Raw genomic sequence first — 17,595 nt, 5'->3', positions numbered from 1 at the left:
TTATTGGATGTTTACACTTCCACCACTGCTTTCTTCTTTTATCACACTCTTAAGTTCTCCTTTTTTAGAGATATCCACACTTCCTCCGGATGAAGCACCTGCATTCACACTGGAAACAGCACTGATATGAATACTTGCTCCACTGGAAGCATCAGCTTCTACATTGTCAGCAATAACTCCTTTTGCAGAAACGCTGCTCCCTGAAGAAGCACTCACGTCTACTTTTTTTGCTTTACCGGAAAGATCAAGAGTTGATCCTGATGAAGATTCAATATCAAGGTTTACTGCCCATATTTTCCCATCGAAGCTACTGCTGCTGCTTACATTGATGTCCATATCATTAGCCTCAAGATCTCCGGAAATACTTCCTGCACTTGATGCTTCAACATCTGTTTTTTCCTGAGTAAATTTATCTTTTATAATAATTCTCGCTGCTGAATCAGCAACAAGCTTACTAAAATCTTTTGTATAAATTTTAGCTGTCACTTTGCTAATGTTCATCACTCTGATCCCCGGCTTATAATGAATATGCAGTTTTCCGCCATCATTTTCCACCAGAATTTCGTCAATGATACTTTGAGGGGCTGAGATTTCAACTTTCTCAGTTTCAGATTTTATAATTTCTGCTTCAATAGCTTGTGAAACCTGAATTTCATCAAAATCTCCGTTAAATTCTTTATGCTGCATTGGGCCGCTTTCTTTGCTGACTACTTTCTCTACCCAATTACTTCTGTCTCCTTCTCGATCTCTGTTTCGATTCTCATGTTTATCATTACATGAGGCTAATGCCGCTAAGGCTGAAAAAATAAATAAAGTCCTTGTTTTCATGCTTATTCCTTTTGTTAATTATTTTTGTTGGTTTCTTTAATTAAATGACAACTAATTTATAAAAAATATTACATTACATTTGAAAATACTGCAACTGTATGCAATACTGATTTTTCAGAAAAGACATTCCCGATTCATAGGTACTTACCAGATTCATTGTAAAAACACTCATAAAATGGGTTACATAAATACATTCGCCAAAATACATCCTATGATGCAAGTTTTTAATATCTTTATGCTTTAATAACAACTATATTTATGAAGAATATTTCATCGGTATTATTAATTTCTGCCTTGGCGTTCAATCAATCTTGTACTACAATGAAACAGACCGATATTCAACAGGAGCTACCTGCACCTGATCCCTCTTTATCTTCAAATCCTTTTATGAAGAAGAGCAAGCTTCAGTACGAAGCTCCGGAGTTTGACAAAATCAAAAACGAACACTTCAAACCTGCTTTTAACTATGGTTTAAAGCAACATGAAGCTGAAATTATAAAAATTGCCAACAATCCGGCTGCCCCTACTTTTGAAAATACTATCGTTGCATTGGAAAAAAGTGGTGAAGTACTGAGAAGAGCACAAATTGTATTTTCAAACCTTACCAGTGCGAATACAAACCCTACTTTACAGGCTTTGGATGAAGAATATGCACCTATCTTTGCTGCACATTCCGATAAACTGTACCTGAATGAAAATCTTTATAAAAGAATACAATCCATCAAAGAAGACGGTCTTGATTCTGAAAGCAAAAGACTGGTACAGTATTATAAGCAGAATTTTGAAATCGCAGGAGCAAATCTTTCTGCAGCTGATAAAGAAAAATTAAAGCAGCTCAATCAGGAACTGGCTTCTCTTTCTACCCAATATGCAAACAAGTTACTGGAAGCAAGAAAGCAGGGAGGTGTATTTTTCTCTGATGCAAAAGAACTTGACGGACTTTCAGCAGATGAAATTGCTGCAGCTGCAGCTGACGCCAAAACTGCTGGACAACCAGGGAAATATCTTCTGGCTTTACAAAATACTACACAACAGCCTCTTCTTCAGAATTTAAAAAACAGAGCCACGAGAGAAAAGCTTTTCAAAGCTTCTTGGACCAGAGCTGAAAAAGGAGATGCCAATGATACAAGATCTACCATCGAACAGCTTGCTAAACTAAGATTAAAGAAAGCACAGATTTTAGGTAAGAAAAACTTTGCGGAATGGAAACTTCAGGATCAGATGGCAAAAACCCCTGAAGCGGCTACTAAACTTATGAATCAAATTGCTACTCCTGCAGTAGAAACGGCAAGACGTGAAGCAAAAGATATTCAGGATCTTATTGATCAGCAAAAAGGAGGTTTCAAAGTAGAACCTTGGGACTGGAATTTCTATGCTGAACAGGTAAGAAAAGCTAAGTTCGACCTTGATGAAAGTGAAATAAAACCGTATTTTGAAATTACAACCGTTCTTGAAAAAGGAGTTTTCTTTGCCGCTGAAAAATTCTATGGACTGACTTTCAAAAAGAGAACAGATCTTCCGGTGTACCACCCTGATGTAGTAACATACGAGGTTTTCGATCACGATGGAAAATCTATCGCCATCTACTATCTGGATTTCTATACAAGAGATTCTAAAAACGGTGGAGCATGGATGAGTAATTTTGTAGAACAGTCTTACTTATTAGGAACAAAACCTGTAATCGTGAACTGCTATAATTATCAGAAACCGGCTCCGGGGAAACCTTCATTAATCAGTTATGATGATGTTTCAACTATCTTCCATGAATTTGGTCACTCTATTCACGGAATGTTTGCCAGCCAGAAATATCCTTCACTTTCAGGAACGAATGTACCGAGAGACTTCGTAGAATTCCCATCTCAGATCAATGAGCACTGGGCTTTAGATCCGGTTGTTCTGAAAAATTACGCTGTACATTATGAAACAAAACAGCCTATTCCACAGGCTTTAGTAGATAAGATCAAAAAAGCATCTACTTTCAATCAAGGCTACATGACTACAGAATTGGTTTCTGCTGCTGAACTGGATATGGATTGGCATACAGTAAGCAATGACAGCCAGTTTATTCCTGTTCTGGATTTTGAAAAACAATCTTTAGCCAGCCATGGATTCAATTTGGCAACGGTTCCGCCAAGATATCACACTCCTTATTTTGCTCACATCTGGGGAGGCGGATATTCTGCAGGATACTATGCTTATTTATGGTCTGAAACATTGGATAACGATGCATGGGAATGGATCAGTAAGAATGGTGGTTTAACCAGAGAAAATGGTGACCGTTTCAGAAAATATATTCTTTCTGTAGGAAATTCTGTAGATCTGAATCAGGCATTCAGAGACTTCACAGGACACGATCCGGATATCAAACCTTTATTGAGAAACAGAGGGTTTATTAAATAAATCAACGAGAAGCATTCTTTAAGGGTGCTTCTTTTTATTTATATTCATTTCGATTAATATTCATTATTTTTGCAGTTCAACATTTAAAATACAATATATGGACTGTCCCTGCTGTTCAGGAAAATCCTACGAAGAATGCTGCAAGCCTTATCATACCGGAGAAAAACATGCTCCAACGGCTGAAGCTCTGATGCGCTCAAGATTTTCTGCTTTTGCCATTCCGAATGGTGAATATCTGATGGAGACGACTCTTCCGGGAAAAAGAAAATACCATAATAAGAAAGATCTTCAGGAATGGGGAGAAATCAACCAGTGGACAAAACTGGAAATCATCCGTACTCCGGCTTTAAATCATGTAGAATTTAAGGCTTATTATACGGATCAGGACGGTCATCCGCAAGTTCATCATGAATTTTCTGTTTTTCAGAAAATGCACGAACGTTGGTATTATGTTTCCGGGGAGTTTTTGGATTAGGAAAAAGATTGAGTAAATACAATGTTGAGTGATGCTTTGCGTATAAAACCACCTCTTTAAAAATTCTTTGAATTTTTGACCCTTCTCCGAAAGACGGGAATGCCAAGCATTCAATAACTATTGTACCTTATAAATAAAAATAAGCCACAGAATTACCTATGGCTTATTTTTTATCTTTTATCTAAAAAATATCCGAAAAAATCGGACATTTTTTATTTTTTAGTGAGCTTCGTTTCCGTCAATTCCGTGAGCGTGGCCATGTGCCAACTCTTCTTCTGTTGCAGGACGAGTGTTTAAAACTTCCACCTGGAAATCTAAAACTTTTCCCGCCATTGGGTGGTTAAGATCTGCTACTACAACTTCCGGAGTAATTTCTACTACAAAAGCCTGGAAGTTATTCCCTTGATTGTCTGATAAAGGTAGAATAGCTCCTACAGGTGGAAGTCCTGATTCTTTGAACATTTCCACTGGTAATTGTGCAATAGCATCCGGTTGTCTTTCACCGTAAGCTTCTTCAGGCTGAATTGTAAAGGCAGCTGTATCTCCAGCTTTCAAACCAAGGATATTTTGTTCAAATTTAGGAATCATCATTCCTACACCATACAAAAATGTAAGCGGATTTTCTGTTGTTGTTTCTTCTACAAGAATCTTACTTCCATCTGGTTCGATAGTATGAAGTATATACTTTACAGCTACAACGTGATTGTTTTCGATTGTCATATTTTTTCTTTTTTTCGTGATTTTGTTTCACGATTAATAATACAAATATACTATTTTTGAAATGATTCAATGAGCTTGGAAGCCAGGAGATAGAAGAAGGAAGCTATGAAAGGCATAAAGAAAAACAGATCTTCTTTTTACCGCCTTTATTTTCTTCTACCTTCCTCTCTTTTTTTCTGTCTCAGGACAAAGAGATACAGACTTTCAACTTTTGTTCTTGCCCAAGGTGTTTTTCTTAAAAACTTCAAGGAAGAGCTTATACTTGGGTTATCTGTAAAACATTTTATATTGATCTGTTCGCCCAGCCTTTCAAAACCTTGATAGTATTCTACCAGTTCTTCAAGGATAGCATCCAGTCTTTTTCCGTGTAAAGGATCTTTGGACTGTTGTTCCATCTTTTTTTTACAAAATTAATTTATTATAAGTTTATACGGAAATCTACACCTCTTCTTCCCTTTTTGTTTCTTATTTTTGAAGAAGCTATTTTTCACCCATAAAAATGATCTGTTACAAAAAATATGAGCAAAAATAACGAAGCGAACAGGAAAAAAAACAAAAAGAAAATTGATCAGAAAAAACGTAAAATCCAAAATGCAGAAGCAGAAAGGAAAGCAAGGTTAAAACAAATCCGGGAAGATTTCAAAGCAAGAGAAGCTGATAACGAACAATAAAAAGCTTTCTTTACTCAATCTATCCGGATTTAAGAGCCGTCAGATTTAAAATGACCAATTATAGTTGATTATAAACAATATTGTCTGAAATTTTTATCTGAATTAAGGGAAACCTTATTTTTTAAAATTAAGTATTCTCTATATTTACATTGTAATATTTGCAAAATAATTCTCTGCATATACTCTTTTTTAATTCTCAAACTTAAATTATGAAAATCCTCCACACTGCCGACTGGCATTTGGGTAAACGCCTCGACCGCTTTTCAAGACTGGAAGAACAGGTTTTGGTTATGAATGAAATTGTTCAGATTGCCGATGAACAAAACGTTGATTTAGTTCTCATTGCCGGAGATTTATTCGATAATTTCAATCCAAGTGTAGAGGCTGCTGAACTTTTTTATAAAACATTAAAACGTTTATCATTAAATGGTAAACGCCCTGTGATTGCTATTTCCGGTAATCATGATTCTCCGAGCTTAATTGATGCTCCTGATCCTTTGGCAAGGGAATGCGGAATTATTTTAATAGGTCATCCTAAAGCTGAAATCACACCTTTCGGTACAGATTATTTTAACATTATAAATTCAAAAGAGGGTTTTATAGAACTTAAAATTGATGGGATCAACTTTCCTGTAAGAATTCTTCATACTCCTTTCGCAAATGAAATCCGATTAAAGGAATATTTTGGTGAAAATAAAGAAGAAGAAATCAACAAAGTGCTTTCGCAGACCTGGAAAAACCTTGCTGATCAGTTTTGTGATGATTCCGGAGTAAATCTTCTGACGGCTCATTTGTATATGAATAAAAGAGGTGCAGAAATTCTGGAAGAACCAGAAGCAGAAAAACCTATTAAAATCGGAAATGCAGATCTTATTTTTTCGGATAGTATTCCTGAGCAGATCCAGTATACGGCATTGGGCCATCTTCATGGTTTTCAGAATATCGGAACGAAGGAAAAACCTGTTATTTATTCTTCTTCTCCTCTGTGCTACAGTTTCAGTGAAGCGGGACAGACAAAGTATGTTTCCATTATTGATGCAGAGCCGGGAAAACCTGTTTCTTACGAGAAGAAAGCACTCACAAAAGGAAGAGCTTTAGTCAGAAAAACATTTACCTCCATTGATGATACAGTCAGCTGGTTGGGTGAAAATCCGTATACATTTATAGAACTTACGCTGGAAAGTGAGACTTTTTTAACAGCTGATGAAAGAAGGTTAATTTATCAGTCTCACAACGGAATTGTTCATCTTATTCCCAAAGTAAAAAACCTGGAATTATCAGAAGATCAAAGCCATGAAATCAATTTAAGTCAGGATATTGATATATTATTTAAAGACTATTTTAAATCCAAAAACAGCGGGCAGGAAGCCAATGAAGAACTGATGAATTTGTTTAACGAAATTTTAAATGCATAAGCCATGATCCCTGTTCAATTAACAATCGAAGGACTTTACTCGTACCAGGAGCGCCAGACTATAGATTTCAGAAATCTTACCGAAGCCGGACTGTTTGGTATTTTCGGGGCAGTAGGTTCTGGAAAATCATCAGTTCTTGAGGCTATTTCATTTGCTTTATATGGAGAAACGGAGCGTCTGAACATGCGTGATAAAAGGGCTTACAACATGATGAATTTAAAATCAAACAGCTCTTATATAGAGTTTGATTTTATAAATTATGAGAATAAATTGTTCCGTGCTACCCGTGATTTTAAGCGAAATTCCAAAAAATTCGAAGAGGTAAAACCTAATGCTGTTACTTTTTATGAGAACATCAATGGAAAATGGATTCCTTTAGATCACTCGAATGCAGAGGCTATTATTGGGTTAAGCTATTCCAACTTCAAAAGAACTATCATTATTCCGCAGGGACAGTTCAAAGAATTCCTTGAATTGGGTGCTGCAGAAAGAACGAATATGATGAAGGAGATTTTTAATCTTCAGAAATTTGATCTTCAGAACAATGTTTCTGCACTCAATGTCAAAAACAGATCTGAACTGGATCAGCTGGAAGGACAATTAAAAGGTTTTGAAGAAATTAATGAGGAAAAAATCCAGATTCAAAAAGAGCAACTTGCAGAGGAACAGAAACTGCTTTCTGAATCAAATGAAAAGCTGGAAAAGATTTCCCAGACTTATCAGCAGTTGAAAAACTTAAAAAGTGACTTTGACAGTTTACAACAGAATAAAGAAAAATTCAATAAACTCTCAGAAGAAAAGTCTCCAATGGACGCTCAGGAAGCACAGGCAGAATTATACGACCTTGTTTTCAGACTTTTCAACCCATTGATTATTGAGAAAAATAAGCTTTCAAAAGAGATTTCAGACAAGCGAAATGAGAAAGAGCAGCAGATCAAAAACCAACAGGAAACTGAAAAAGCTTTCAATATCATAAAGGAACAGCTTACTGCTCTTGAACCACAGTTTAAGGCATTGGAGCAATCCAGAATTCAAGAAAATGATTTGAATCTCATCATTCAGATCCTGACGTTTTCTGAGGAGATCAAAATTCTGAATGAAAGAACTCAAAAAGGGTCTGAAAAAGTAAAAGAAGTAGATGTTCATAAAGAGAAAATTCAAAAGACCATTGATGAACTTTCTTCCCATATTAAAACCTTAAAGGAACAAAAAATTGACTCTGCCCTGCTTTCTGAAGTGGGCAACTGGTTTATTCAAAACAAGAATTTGAAAAAATCACTTCAGGAACAAACTGAAAAGATCGGGAAACATCAAAAACAAATCGAAGAAATTGCAGAAGAATTAAAACCTTTTGCTTACAACGAAAATTATAAAGAAGATTGCAGAATCAGAAAAGAAACCTTAGAGACTCAAAAAAAGGAACTTTCCCGGAAACTGGATCACTTTAAAATACAAAAAGAACTTTCCCGTTTTGCCAGTGAACTTCATGACGGTGAAAACTGCCCTCTTTGCGGATCTAAGGAACATCCGCACATTGTTGAATTTCATGACGTGAATGCTGAGTTGAAGGAAATTCAGGAGAAAATAACTTCTGTGGAACAGGAAGCTATTACTCTTCAAAAGCAGGAAGCTGAAATTGACAAAATTCTGGACCGAAAAAAAATCTTTGAGGAACAGCTTCTTTCAGAACAAAAAATAGTTCTTCAGATTCGGGAAAATATTGAAAAACATATCCTGAACTTCACATGGAAACTATTCTCTCCTGATCATGAAGAAGAGTTTGAGAAAAAACGTTCAGATTCATTCACTTTAGAAAAAAAGATTGAGGAAACTGAACGGAATATCGCTTTGGAAAGAGAAAATCTTGACAAGGAAACCAAAACTCTGGAAAAATACAAGAGTGCTTTGGAAGCTTTCCGTTTAGAGGAAGTTTCAAAACAGGAACAGATCAATATCAGCCGTTCCGGTCTTAAAATCCTGGACTGGAATCTGTATGTCCAAAAGGAAAAATCTGAGATTGAAGAATCTTATCAAAAGTTGGTACAATCCAACAAGGAAACTGAGGAAAATTACCATAAGGCATTAGAACAGGAAAAAATTCTTTCTCCTAAACTGGCAGAGCAAAAAGCCATTGTCAGCCAGTCTGAAAAACAGATTGCAGAATTTGAAAAGGAAATTTCAAACAATGAAGCAGCTATTGTCAAAGCTTTGACAGATCAAAACTTCACAGAATTCAAAGAGGTTGAGCATATTTTACTTCAGGAAATTGATGTTCAGCTGGTGAGAGCTAAAGTTCAGCATTTCAAAGTTGAATTTGAAGCTTTAAAGAAATTCATTGGAGAGCTTGAAATAAAGCTGAAGGGACTTTCATTCGATAATGAACAGTTTTCTCTGACTGAAAAGCAATTTAATGAAGCACAAACCGAACAAAAGCAGATCAATGATTCTGTAGTCACAAAAACTGCAGAAATAGAACGTCTGGAAAAGGAATTTGTGAAAAAAGAAACTCTTTTAAAAGAACTGGCAAAGCTTCAGAAACGTTCCGAAAATCTGAAGATCATGATGAACCTGTTTAAAGGCGCAGGCTTTGTACAATATGTTTCATCTATTTATCTGAGACAGCTTTGTGATCATGCCAATGTACGTTTTCATCGCATGACGAGAAATCAACTGAGCCTTCAGCTTAATGAAAATAACGATTTTGAAATCATCGATTACCTCAACGAAGGAAAAAGCAGAAGTGTAAAAACACTTTCCGGAGGACAAGCGTTTCAGGTATCTTTAAGTCTGGCTCTGGCTCTGGCAGAAAGTGTTCAGGCCAATGCACAGGCAGATAAGAATTTCTTCTTTATTGATGAAGGTTTCGGAACACAGGATACTGAATCTGTGAATATCGTATTTGAAACGCTCACCAATCTGATGAAAGAAAACAGAATTGTGGGAATTATTTCGCACGTGGAAGAACTGAAAGAGAAAATTCCTACAGCCCTCAATATCATTAAGGATGAAGAGAGAGGAAGCTTGATTGAGATTGTTTAATAATGTATTTAAAATTACAAAAGCCACAAAAGATATGTTCTTTTGTGGCTTTTACACCTCATACACTTATTATAGCCCTTTTATAACAGGCTTTACTTCTTTTCCGAATAATTCGATGGATTTCATCATCACATCATGAGCAGGATCTCCTACATCCATGTGTCCGATAAATCTTGTAATTCCGAAAATTTCTTTCATGTAAGCAATTTTATCTGCTACTTCTGCCGGACTTCCGATAAATAATGCTCCGTCTTTACTTCTTCCACCCTCATACTGTGCTTTTGTGTAAGGCGCCCATCCTCTGGAAGCCCCTATTCTGTCCATCTGAGATTTATAATTATGGAAATATCCATCCACCACTTTCTGATCATCACTCACAAAAGTATGGGAGTGAACAGCAATCTGCATTTTCGAAACATCATGTCCTGCTTTTTGGTATTCCTGTTTATAAAATTCGATCAGATTTCTAAACTGAATTGGCATTCCTCCAATAATAGCGACCACTAAAGGCATTCCCAGCTGTGCTGCGCTCAAAACAGACTGCGGAGTTCCTCCTACAGCTCTCCAGATTGAAAGTTTTCCGTCATTTTTTGCTCGTGGATAGACGGTTTGGTTTTGCATTGGAGCACGAAGTTTCCCTGACCAGCTTACGTTTTCTTCAGAATTGATTTTCAATAACAATTCTAATTTTTCGTCAAATAACTGTTCATAGTCATTCAATGAATAGCCATACAAAGGAAATGATTCAATGAAACTTCCGCGTCCCACGAAGATCTCTGCTCTACCATCTGAAATCAAATCCAGTGTTGAAAAATCCTCATATACTTTTACCGGCTCTGAAGAACTTAAAACAGTCACTCCACTCGCCAGTTTTATATTTTTTGTAATACTTGCTGCTGCTGCCAAAACAATCTCCGGGGAGGAAACAGCATAATCCGGACGGTGATGTTCTCCCATCGCGAAAACATCAATTCCCACCTCATCCATGAATTTTACCTGATCCAGTATCTCACGGATCTTAATTCCTGCATCTCTATATTTTCCGGTAGACTGGTCTAAAGCCAAATCCCCGAACATTCCTATTCCTAATTCCATATTGTTGATTTTAGTAGTACAAAAATACCACTATGAAAAATCAAAAACATTGATGTTTGTTAAGATCCATCCATGAGATTCTATAAGGTGAGGTAAAAGAAATTCTGGACAACAATATAATTAATCAACAAAATATAATGTTTTAAAAAAAATAATTTCATCTTTTTTAAAACATTTAAAATTAATTCACACTAATCAATTTTTATCATTTAAATTATTCATTATCAAATATTTAATAATAAAATCTATGAGATTTATTTGTACATTTGTCATGTAATTAAAAATTCAAATAATGAAAAAGTACATTGTAATGGTATGCCTTTCTTTAGCAGGCATATTTAAAGCTCAAACAGCAAAAGAATTAGTAGGAAAATGGCAACTTGTAGAAACTGTTATTAATAACCAGCCACAAGACATAAAATCTATTTTTGGCAGTGACAAGGTATTTCAAACCTTCAGCCAAGATTTCGGTTTTGAAGCTACAGTTGGAAAAAGTACCAACAAGGGTAAATGGGAATTACTGAAGGACAATAATGGACAGATCCTGAACATAACCATTGGAAAAAATACAACTCGTTTTAAAGTTGATTATTTTGATGAAACTAAAAGAACAATCTCATTTGTTAACAACGGAGCTAACATGTCTCTGACATATAAGAAAATCTAAGAAAAAATTAATAACAAAAGAGGCCGTCTCACAACTCGTGAGAACGGCCTTTTTTGTTATAGAATTTTACATACCTTATACATGAAAGGTTTTCGTATATACGATTCTCAACCACATCATTTAATTGAGATACATCTTCTTTTTTTATTTTTTAAGGTTTTGATCAAAATAATCTGTGATCTTCTGCATCAGGTGAACTCTGTCTTTCCCGATCACATTATGCGGATGTCCCGGATACGTAAAGTAATCTAACTGAACACCGTTATCCACAGCTGATTTGATGAATTTAATAGAATGCTGCCATACGACTACATCATCCTGAGCTCCGTGGATCATCAGTAATTTTCCTTTCAGGTTCTGAACTTTATCCAAAAGATTAGCAGTTGCAAACCCCTGTGGATTTTCCTGCGGAGTATCCATATATCTTTCTCCATACATAATCTCGTACATGCTCCAGTCGATTACAGGTCCTCCTGCTACACCCACTTTGAATACATCAGGTTTACGAAGCATAAAACTTGTTGTCATAAATCCTCCAAAGCTCCATCCATGGATTCCCATTTTGTTTCCGTCTACATAAGGAAGAGATTTTAAGTAGTCTACTCCTTTCATCTGGTCGTTCATTTCTGTAGTTCCCAGGTTTCTGAATACAGCCTGCTCAAACTTCATTCCACGGTTAGAAGAACCTCTTCCGTCCATAGTGAAAATAATATAACCATTCTGAGCCATATATTCATACCAAAGGTTTCCTGAAGCCGGGAAGCTGTTTGTGATCAGCTGCAAGTGTGGCCCGTTGTACAGATAAACAATAGTTGGATATTTTTTATTCGGATCAAAGTTGGTGGGAAGAATAATTTTTCCATACAAAGGAGTTCCGTCATCTGCTTTTAATTCTACATTTTTAATTTCCGGTCTCTGATAATTCTTTAGTGGATTTTCAGAAGTAAGGATATTGGTAGTTTTTAAATTCGCTGTATTGATAATGTTGGCAACTCTTGGTGAATTGGCATTACTGTAAGCATCATACAGGTAATTTCCATCACTGCTCAAAGTTCCGATATGCATTCCTTCTGCATTATCAAGCTTTTGCATTTTGAAGTTGGTCCAGTTGATTCTGTATAAATGTCTTTCCAAAGGAGTCTCTTTTGTTGATGTAAAATAGATTTCCTTTTTCTTTTCATTGAATCCTAAAATATCAGTTACCAGCCAGTCACCTTTTGTGATTTGAGATACCAGTCCTTTTTCAAGGCTGTAGTGGAACAGATGGTTGTATCCTGTTCTCTGGCTCTGCCAAATGAAGTCTGTATTAGAGTTCGGGAAGAATGTAAGTGGATGCTGTGGCTCAACATATTTACTGTCTGTTTCCTCAAATAAAGTTTTCACCAATTCTCCTGTCGCAGCATCATATTGATTCATTTTCATATGATTCTGACCTCTGTTCAGTACACCTACAAAGATGTATTTTGAATCCGGACTCCAGGTTACAGCTGTTAGATATTGGTCTTTTTCGCCTTCCACTTTTAAGAAAGTAGTAGCTTGAGTTTTAATATTAAACACCCCTAATGTCACCTGGTGAGAAGTCTGACCAGCCATTGGATATTTGATATTATGATTTACAGCCGGAGTTACAGCCCAATCGATGATTGGGTAATCTGCAACCATGCTCTGATCCATTTTATAGAATGCTACACTCTCAGAATTTGGAGCAGGGAAAATTCCGGTATCAATTCCAAATTCATTTCTGTGAACGGCTTGTCCGCTAATGATATTTTCATTCGTTTCGTTGGTAACCGCAATGGTTTTCCCGTTTCTGTTGACAAATAAATTATTCTTTGTTGTGAAAGCAAAAGTCTGACCGTCACCAAACATCTTTACGTTGGCTGCATCCTGATCAATGGTAGCTGTATTTTTCACTTTCCAGTCGTTTCCTGATTTTTCAATCCACGACATTTTACCACCTGTCGTAAAATACCCATTGGAATTCCCTGTAAATTTAATAGGTGGAACAGCTTTAAACTTATCATTAGAAAGGTTTCTGTTCAGTTGACTCAACGAGATCAGAGTATCCTGTTTGTTGGTCTTCAATTCTGTAATCAGATAACCGCCTTTCACTGCCTGGATATAAGATTTACCGTCTGCAGCCCATGAAAACTGGGAGATATTTTTCACAGCAAGGTTGGTTCTCATCCCATTTACAGCCTCAGCCATGGTAAACTTCTGGGTCTGGGCAAATGCTGAACTGCCTAAAACCAGCATCAATAAAGAAAATTTATGTAATTTCATTGTATAAAATTGAATCCTCCAAAAATAAGAAATAAAAACCATTCGTTAAGAAATGTTAAATTAAAACATTCATAAAATGGAATTCATGCATTCAAAGGAATTATTTCTTAACTTAATAGTAGAATTTTTAAAAGGAATTAGGATAGGTGAATTGTGAACAGTCAATCCACAGTGCTTGTCAATTTGATTTTAGAATAGATTCACCATTCAATTGCAGAGCAAAATTAACGATTGATTTTAAATAGGTCAATGGTCAATCCGCTGCGCTTGTCAATTTTTAATTATTGGAAAGCGATAACTATTCACTAGCGGAACAAAATTGACAATTAATGTTAAAAACTCATTTCTTATCCTATATCAATGACTTGTATAGGTACGCTGTCCTAAATTTGCATCATTAATAACAAACAAAAAATACAAAATACAATGGCAACAAAATGGATTTTAGACCCTACGCATAGTGAAATTACTTTCAAAGTAAAACACATGATGATTTCTAATGTAAAAGGAAGCTTCAGAACTTTCACCGCTGAAATTGAATCTGAAGACGAATTCTTTGCAAATGCAAAAACTACAGCTACTATCCAAACGGATTCTGTATTCACAAACAATACAGACAGAGATAACCACTTAAAGTCTGCAGAGTTCTTCAATGCTGAAGTACACCCTACCATCACTTTTGAATCTCAGGCATTAAACAACTCTATTGTTGGAAACCTTACCATCAATGGTATTACAAAACCTGTAAATCTTGATGTAGACTTTGGAGGAATCAATGTAGACCCATGGGGAAATACAAAAGCAGGTTTCTCTTTTGAAGGAAAAATCAGCAGAAAAGATTTCGGTTTAAACTGGAATGCAGCTCTTGAAGCAGGAGGTGTAATGGTAAGTGATGATGTAAAAGTAGCTGGTGAATTACAGTTTGTAAAACAGGCATAGTAAATTAATATATATGATAAAAGGTTCAGGGATTTTTCTAAAAGCCTTGAACCTTTTATTTTTTTATAATCTTCAATATTTATGAACCTCAACGATCTTCAAAATATAAGCAACAGTTTTAAAAACACACAGAGAATGCCTGTTTTATTTCTTGGACATGGTTCACCAATGAATGCCATTGAAGAGAATCAATTTGTACAGGGTTTCCGGAAAGCAGCCACAGAAATTCCAAAACCTAATGCAATTCTTTGTATTTCTGCCCACTGGTATACAGACGGAACTTTTGTAACCGCCATGGATATGCCGAAAACCATCCACGATTTTTATGGTTTTCCAAAAGCACTTTTTGATGTGCAGTATCCTGCTCCCGGAAGTCCGGAACTGGCGAGAGAAACTACTGAATTACTTCTTCCTGTAGATGTGGAAGAAGACCACAGCTGGGGACTGGATCATGGTGCATGGTCAGTTATCAAACATATGTATCCTGATGCGGATATTCCTGTGATACAGCTGAGTATTGACCATACAAAACCTCCACAGTATCATTATGATCTTGCCAAAAGACTGAACAAACTCCGTGAAAAAGGTATTCTTATTATCGGAAGTGGAAATATTGTTCATAACCTCCGTCTCATCGACTGGAAAAATATAAATACGGTAGGAGCTGGCTGGGACTGGGCAGTAGAAGCCAGAGAGAAAACCAACAACTGGCTTCTTGATGGTAATTTTCAGAATATCATTGATTATCAGAAACAGGGAACTTTCTTACAGTATGCTGTTCCTACGCCTGATCATTATCTTCCACTACTTTACTCTTTAGGGCTTAAAGATAAGTCCGAAGAGCTTAGTTTATTCAATGACGAGCTTATTGGTGGATCATTGAGTATGACAAGTGTAAGGATAGGATAATCTAATCTATATTACAATAAAAAAAGGAAATACCTCAGCTGAGATATTTCCTTTTCTTTTTTATGGAATTATTATTTATTGTACCGCTTTCAGAACATTGATATTTCCGTAACCGTAGCTTGAATTCACATTGGGATAGTAGGTAGCAGCCTGTCTCATTTTATTAAGCACCTGATCTCTCGTCCATGATGGATTTTTAGCCCAAACCAAAGCTGCAATTCCTGCTGTAGCTGCTGTAGCCACTGAAGAACCACCTACATAATCTGCCTGACCATTATAATAGCTCAATACAGGAACGGTATTTCCTGAAGGTCTTTCCATCTGGAAGGTAAAGTCGATTTGGCTTCCTGAATGGCACACATCACATTTCTGATTGGAAGTATTTTCTTTTACTCCTGTTATCGCCTGAGTTTCTGACATTGATGCAGGGAAAATGACTCCGACAAAACTAGTGAAACTGGTTGAAGTACCTCCTGCACAAAAGATCAGTTTTCCTTTAGAATAAGCATATTTGACACCGTCTTCAATTTTTCCGACGGAGAAGATATGCCCCATTGACATAGAGATGATTTTTACACTGGTATTGTTACCCAATTCCGTGAAAGCCGTTTTTACAGCAGTTTGTTCACTGGAAGTTTCAAGAACAACATTTTCTGCTGCTCTGTAGGCAATAAGATTAGCATTATAAGCTACTCCTACAGGTAATCCTGCATTATTTCTCGGTGCTGCCATTACAGAGGCCATTTTTGTTCCGTGTCCACACTGGTCTCCGGATCCATCAGAATTATATACTCCATATTTACTGATCGTTCTTCCTGAAGAAGCTCCATTATTAAAACTTCCTCCCAACAAAGTCTGTTCAGGAGAAACACCTGTATCAATAAGTCCTATGGTAACACCTGCACCTGTGCTGTAGCTCCATGCATCAGGAATATTATGCTTAGCAAAAGCCCAAGGTATTTTTGCACTTGGCGTCGTTGAAGTATAATCTGCTGTACTTAATACAGATGATGAAAATCCGCATCCTGACGAACCACTTCCTGAAGATTTTGCAGCTGCATTATATTGAGCTTCAAATTCAAAATAATGATAATCTGCCGGTTCTACATATCGGATGTTTTTCATTTGTCGGAGAGCGGAAACAGTTTCCTCATTTTCTATCACAACATCCATCTGATTAAGATACTGATCTGAAAGAAGAAGGAAATTTCTTTCGTCTTTTCCTTCATATTTTTTGATAACAGAAAGAACTTCTTTTTCCATATCACTGCTGTTTGGAGATTTACTTCTGTCAAAATCATCTTTAGAAGCTCCAAAACCAATAGATACCATTTTATTTCCACGGAAAATAGCACTCCATACAAAATGATCGGATTCATTCTTCCAATTAAAAGTACCATCCGTTTTAATAGCCTGGTTAATCCTTTCGTTGATCTGTTTTGCAGTCAACGGATCTTTCTGAGCCATTTCTGTTTTTACATTTTCGTTCTGAAGTTCTTCTCTGGAACACGAGTTTAAGGCAAAAAATATTGCCAATAGGAATACAGTTTTTTTCATATGTTATAATTTTGGTTGGATCCACAATATAACACTTTAACGGGAATTACAAACTTTTAAAAAATGAATTTACCATTACACGAATATTAAATTACAATACTTTCCCGTAGCAGACACTTTGCTCTATTCCAACGTATTGTCCATAATTCGGTATTTTGTAAAAACCACTTTTTTCGTACACAGAGATTGCACTTTTAAGGTCTTGAGAAGTTTCCAATACTGCTTTTTTAAAATTCAATTCTGCTGCCCAGTTTTCGAGTTCTTTTACAATCGCTGAGCCTAGTCCTTTCTTTCTGAATTCCGGATGGGTAAACATTCTTTTTATTTCTACGGTATCTTCTGAAAATGGTTTGAATGCTCCGCAGGCTGCAGGAATATCATCTATATAAGCAACGACGCAGTTTTTGATCGTATCTATTATATTGAACTGAGCAAAGAAGTCATCATTTTCACCATTATGTTCAGCTAAAGTAGCATCAAGGGATTTTACTAGATTTTGAAAATCTGTGTTGGCGGAATCGGTTCTGACGATATACATTTTGTTTGATTAAAAGATTAAAAATTTAATAATTAAAAGATTTGTGAAAACAAAAAAAG

General features: G+C 36.1%; 15 protein-coding genes. 8 read left to right on the top strand and 7 right to left on the bottom strand.

What is annotated here, in order from left to right; translation table 11 throughout:
* Entirely contained in the window at nucleotides 1–828 is an 828-nt protein-coding gene (locus BUE84_RS02805) for a GIN domain-containing protein (RefSeq protein WP_079240408.1), read from the bottom strand.
* A gap of 258 nt (nucleotides 829–1,086) precedes the next feature.
* On the opposite strand from BUE84_RS02805, the gene BUE84_RS02800 reads away from it, so the two are divergent.
* Together BUE84_RS02800 and BUE84_RS02795 are read left to right on the top strand one after the other, a co-directional pair.
* Nucleotides 1,087–3,228 carry a M3 family metallopeptidase gene (locus BUE84_RS02800; RefSeq protein WP_079240407.1) on the top strand — a complete coding sequence of 714 codons (2,142 nt, stop codon included), beginning with the start codon at nucleotides 1,087–1,089 and terminating at the stop codon, nucleotides 3,226–3,228.
* A 97-nt stretch (nucleotides 3,229–3,325) separates the two neighbouring features.
* Nucleotides 3,326–3,703 (top strand): YchJ family protein, encoded by a 378-nt coding sequence (locus tag BUE84_RS02795; protein WP_062675623.1) that lies wholly within the window; start codon nucleotides 3,326–3,328, stop codon nucleotides 3,701–3,703.
* Nucleotides 3,704–3,922: 219 nt separating this feature from the next.
* Here BUE84_RS02795 and BUE84_RS02790 read toward each other — a convergent pair whose 3' ends face one another.
* Nucleotides 3,923–4,423 (bottom strand): peptidylprolyl isomerase, encoded by a 501-nt coding sequence (locus tag BUE84_RS02790; RefSeq protein WP_079240406.1) that lies wholly within the window; start codon nucleotides 4,421–4,423, stop codon nucleotides 3,923–3,925.
* 146 nt (nucleotides 4,424–4,569) lie between these two features.
* Nucleotides 4,570–4,818, bottom strand: a complete 249-nt coding sequence (locus tag BUE84_RS02785) for a VF530 family DNA-binding protein (protein WP_079240405.1) — start codon at nucleotides 4,816–4,818, stop codon at nucleotides 4,570–4,572.
* A gap of 123 nt (nucleotides 4,819–4,941) precedes the next feature.
* On the opposite strand from BUE84_RS02785, the gene BUE84_RS24530 reads away from it, so the two are divergent.
* From BUE84_RS24530 to BUE84_RS02775, 3 genes are all read left to right on the top strand, one after another.
* Nucleotides 4,942–5,094 carry a hypothetical protein gene (locus BUE84_RS24530; protein ID WP_167595378.1) on the top strand — a complete coding sequence of 51 codons (153 nt, stop codon included), beginning with the start codon at nucleotides 4,942–4,944 and terminating at the stop codon, nucleotides 5,092–5,094.
* A 209-nt stretch (nucleotides 5,095–5,303) separates the two neighbouring features.
* On the top strand, nucleotides 5,304–6,509 hold the full coding sequence (locus BUE84_RS02780) for an exonuclease SbcCD subunit D (protein ID WP_079240404.1): 1,206 nt from the start codon (nucleotides 5,304–5,306) through the stop codon (nucleotides 6,507–6,509).
* A gap of 3 nt (nucleotides 6,510–6,512) precedes the next feature.
* Nucleotides 6,513–9,548 carry an AAA family ATPase gene (locus BUE84_RS02775; protein ID WP_079240403.1) on the top strand — a complete coding sequence of 1,012 codons (3,036 nt, stop codon included), beginning with the start codon at nucleotides 6,513–6,515 and terminating at the stop codon, nucleotides 9,546–9,548.
* 69 nt (nucleotides 9,549–9,617) lie between these two features.
* Here BUE84_RS02775 and BUE84_RS02770 read toward each other — a convergent pair whose 3' ends face one another.
* Nucleotides 9,618–10,643 (bottom strand): LLM class flavin-dependent oxidoreductase, encoded by a 1,026-nt coding sequence (locus BUE84_RS02770; protein ID WP_079240402.1) that lies wholly within the window; start codon nucleotides 10,641–10,643, stop codon nucleotides 9,618–9,620.
* Nucleotides 10,644–10,935: 292 nt separating this feature from the next.
* Between BUE84_RS02770 and BUE84_RS02765 the strand changes: the two genes are divergently transcribed.
* Nucleotides 10,936–11,310 (top strand): hypothetical protein, encoded by a 375-nt coding sequence (locus BUE84_RS02765; protein WP_079240401.1) that lies wholly within the window; start codon nucleotides 10,936–10,938, stop codon nucleotides 11,308–11,310.
* 144 nt (nucleotides 11,311–11,454) lie between these two features.
* Here BUE84_RS02765 and BUE84_RS02760 read toward each other — a convergent pair whose 3' ends face one another.
* A complete protein-coding gene (locus BUE84_RS02760) occupies nucleotides 11,455–13,593 on the bottom strand; it encodes a S9 family peptidase (protein ID WP_079240400.1) in 2,139 nt (712 codons plus the stop codon).
* Between the two features lie 426 nt (nucleotides 13,594–14,019).
* On the opposite strand from BUE84_RS02760, the gene BUE84_RS02755 reads away from it, so the two are divergent.
* Both BUE84_RS02755 and ygiD read left to right on the top strand, forming a co-directional pair.
* A complete protein-coding gene (locus BUE84_RS02755) occupies nucleotides 14,020–14,532 on the top strand; it encodes a YceI family protein (RefSeq protein WP_062675631.1) in 513 nt (170 codons plus the stop codon).
* A gap of 81 nt (nucleotides 14,533–14,613) precedes the next feature.
* Nucleotides 14,614–15,441, top strand: coding sequence for a 4,5-DOPA dioxygenase extradiol (ygiD, locus tag BUE84_RS02750; protein ID WP_079240399.1), 828 nt, complete (start codon nucleotides 14,614–14,616; stop codon nucleotides 15,439–15,441).
* A 75-nt stretch (nucleotides 15,442–15,516) separates the two neighbouring features.
* On the opposite strand, the gene BUE84_RS02745 is transcribed toward ygiD, so the two are convergent.
* Nucleotides 15,517–16,998 (bottom strand): S8 family peptidase, encoded by a 1,482-nt coding sequence (locus BUE84_RS02745; RefSeq protein ID WP_079240398.1) that lies wholly within the window; start codon nucleotides 16,996–16,998, stop codon nucleotides 15,517–15,519.
* A 91-nt stretch (nucleotides 16,999–17,089) separates the two neighbouring features.
* Nucleotides 17,090–17,536, bottom strand: coding sequence for a GNAT family N-acetyltransferase (locus tag BUE84_RS02740; protein ID WP_079240397.1), 447 nt, complete (start codon nucleotides 17,534–17,536; stop codon nucleotides 17,090–17,092).
* Between the last annotated feature and the right edge of the window lie 59 nt (nucleotides 17,537–17,595).

The organism is Chryseobacterium indologenes (assembly GCF_002025665.1).
GTDB lineage: Bacteria > Bacteroidota > Bacteroidia > Flavobacteriales > Weeksellaceae > Chryseobacterium > Chryseobacterium metallicongregator.
This window is presented reverse-complemented; position numbering and strand designations above follow the sequence as displayed.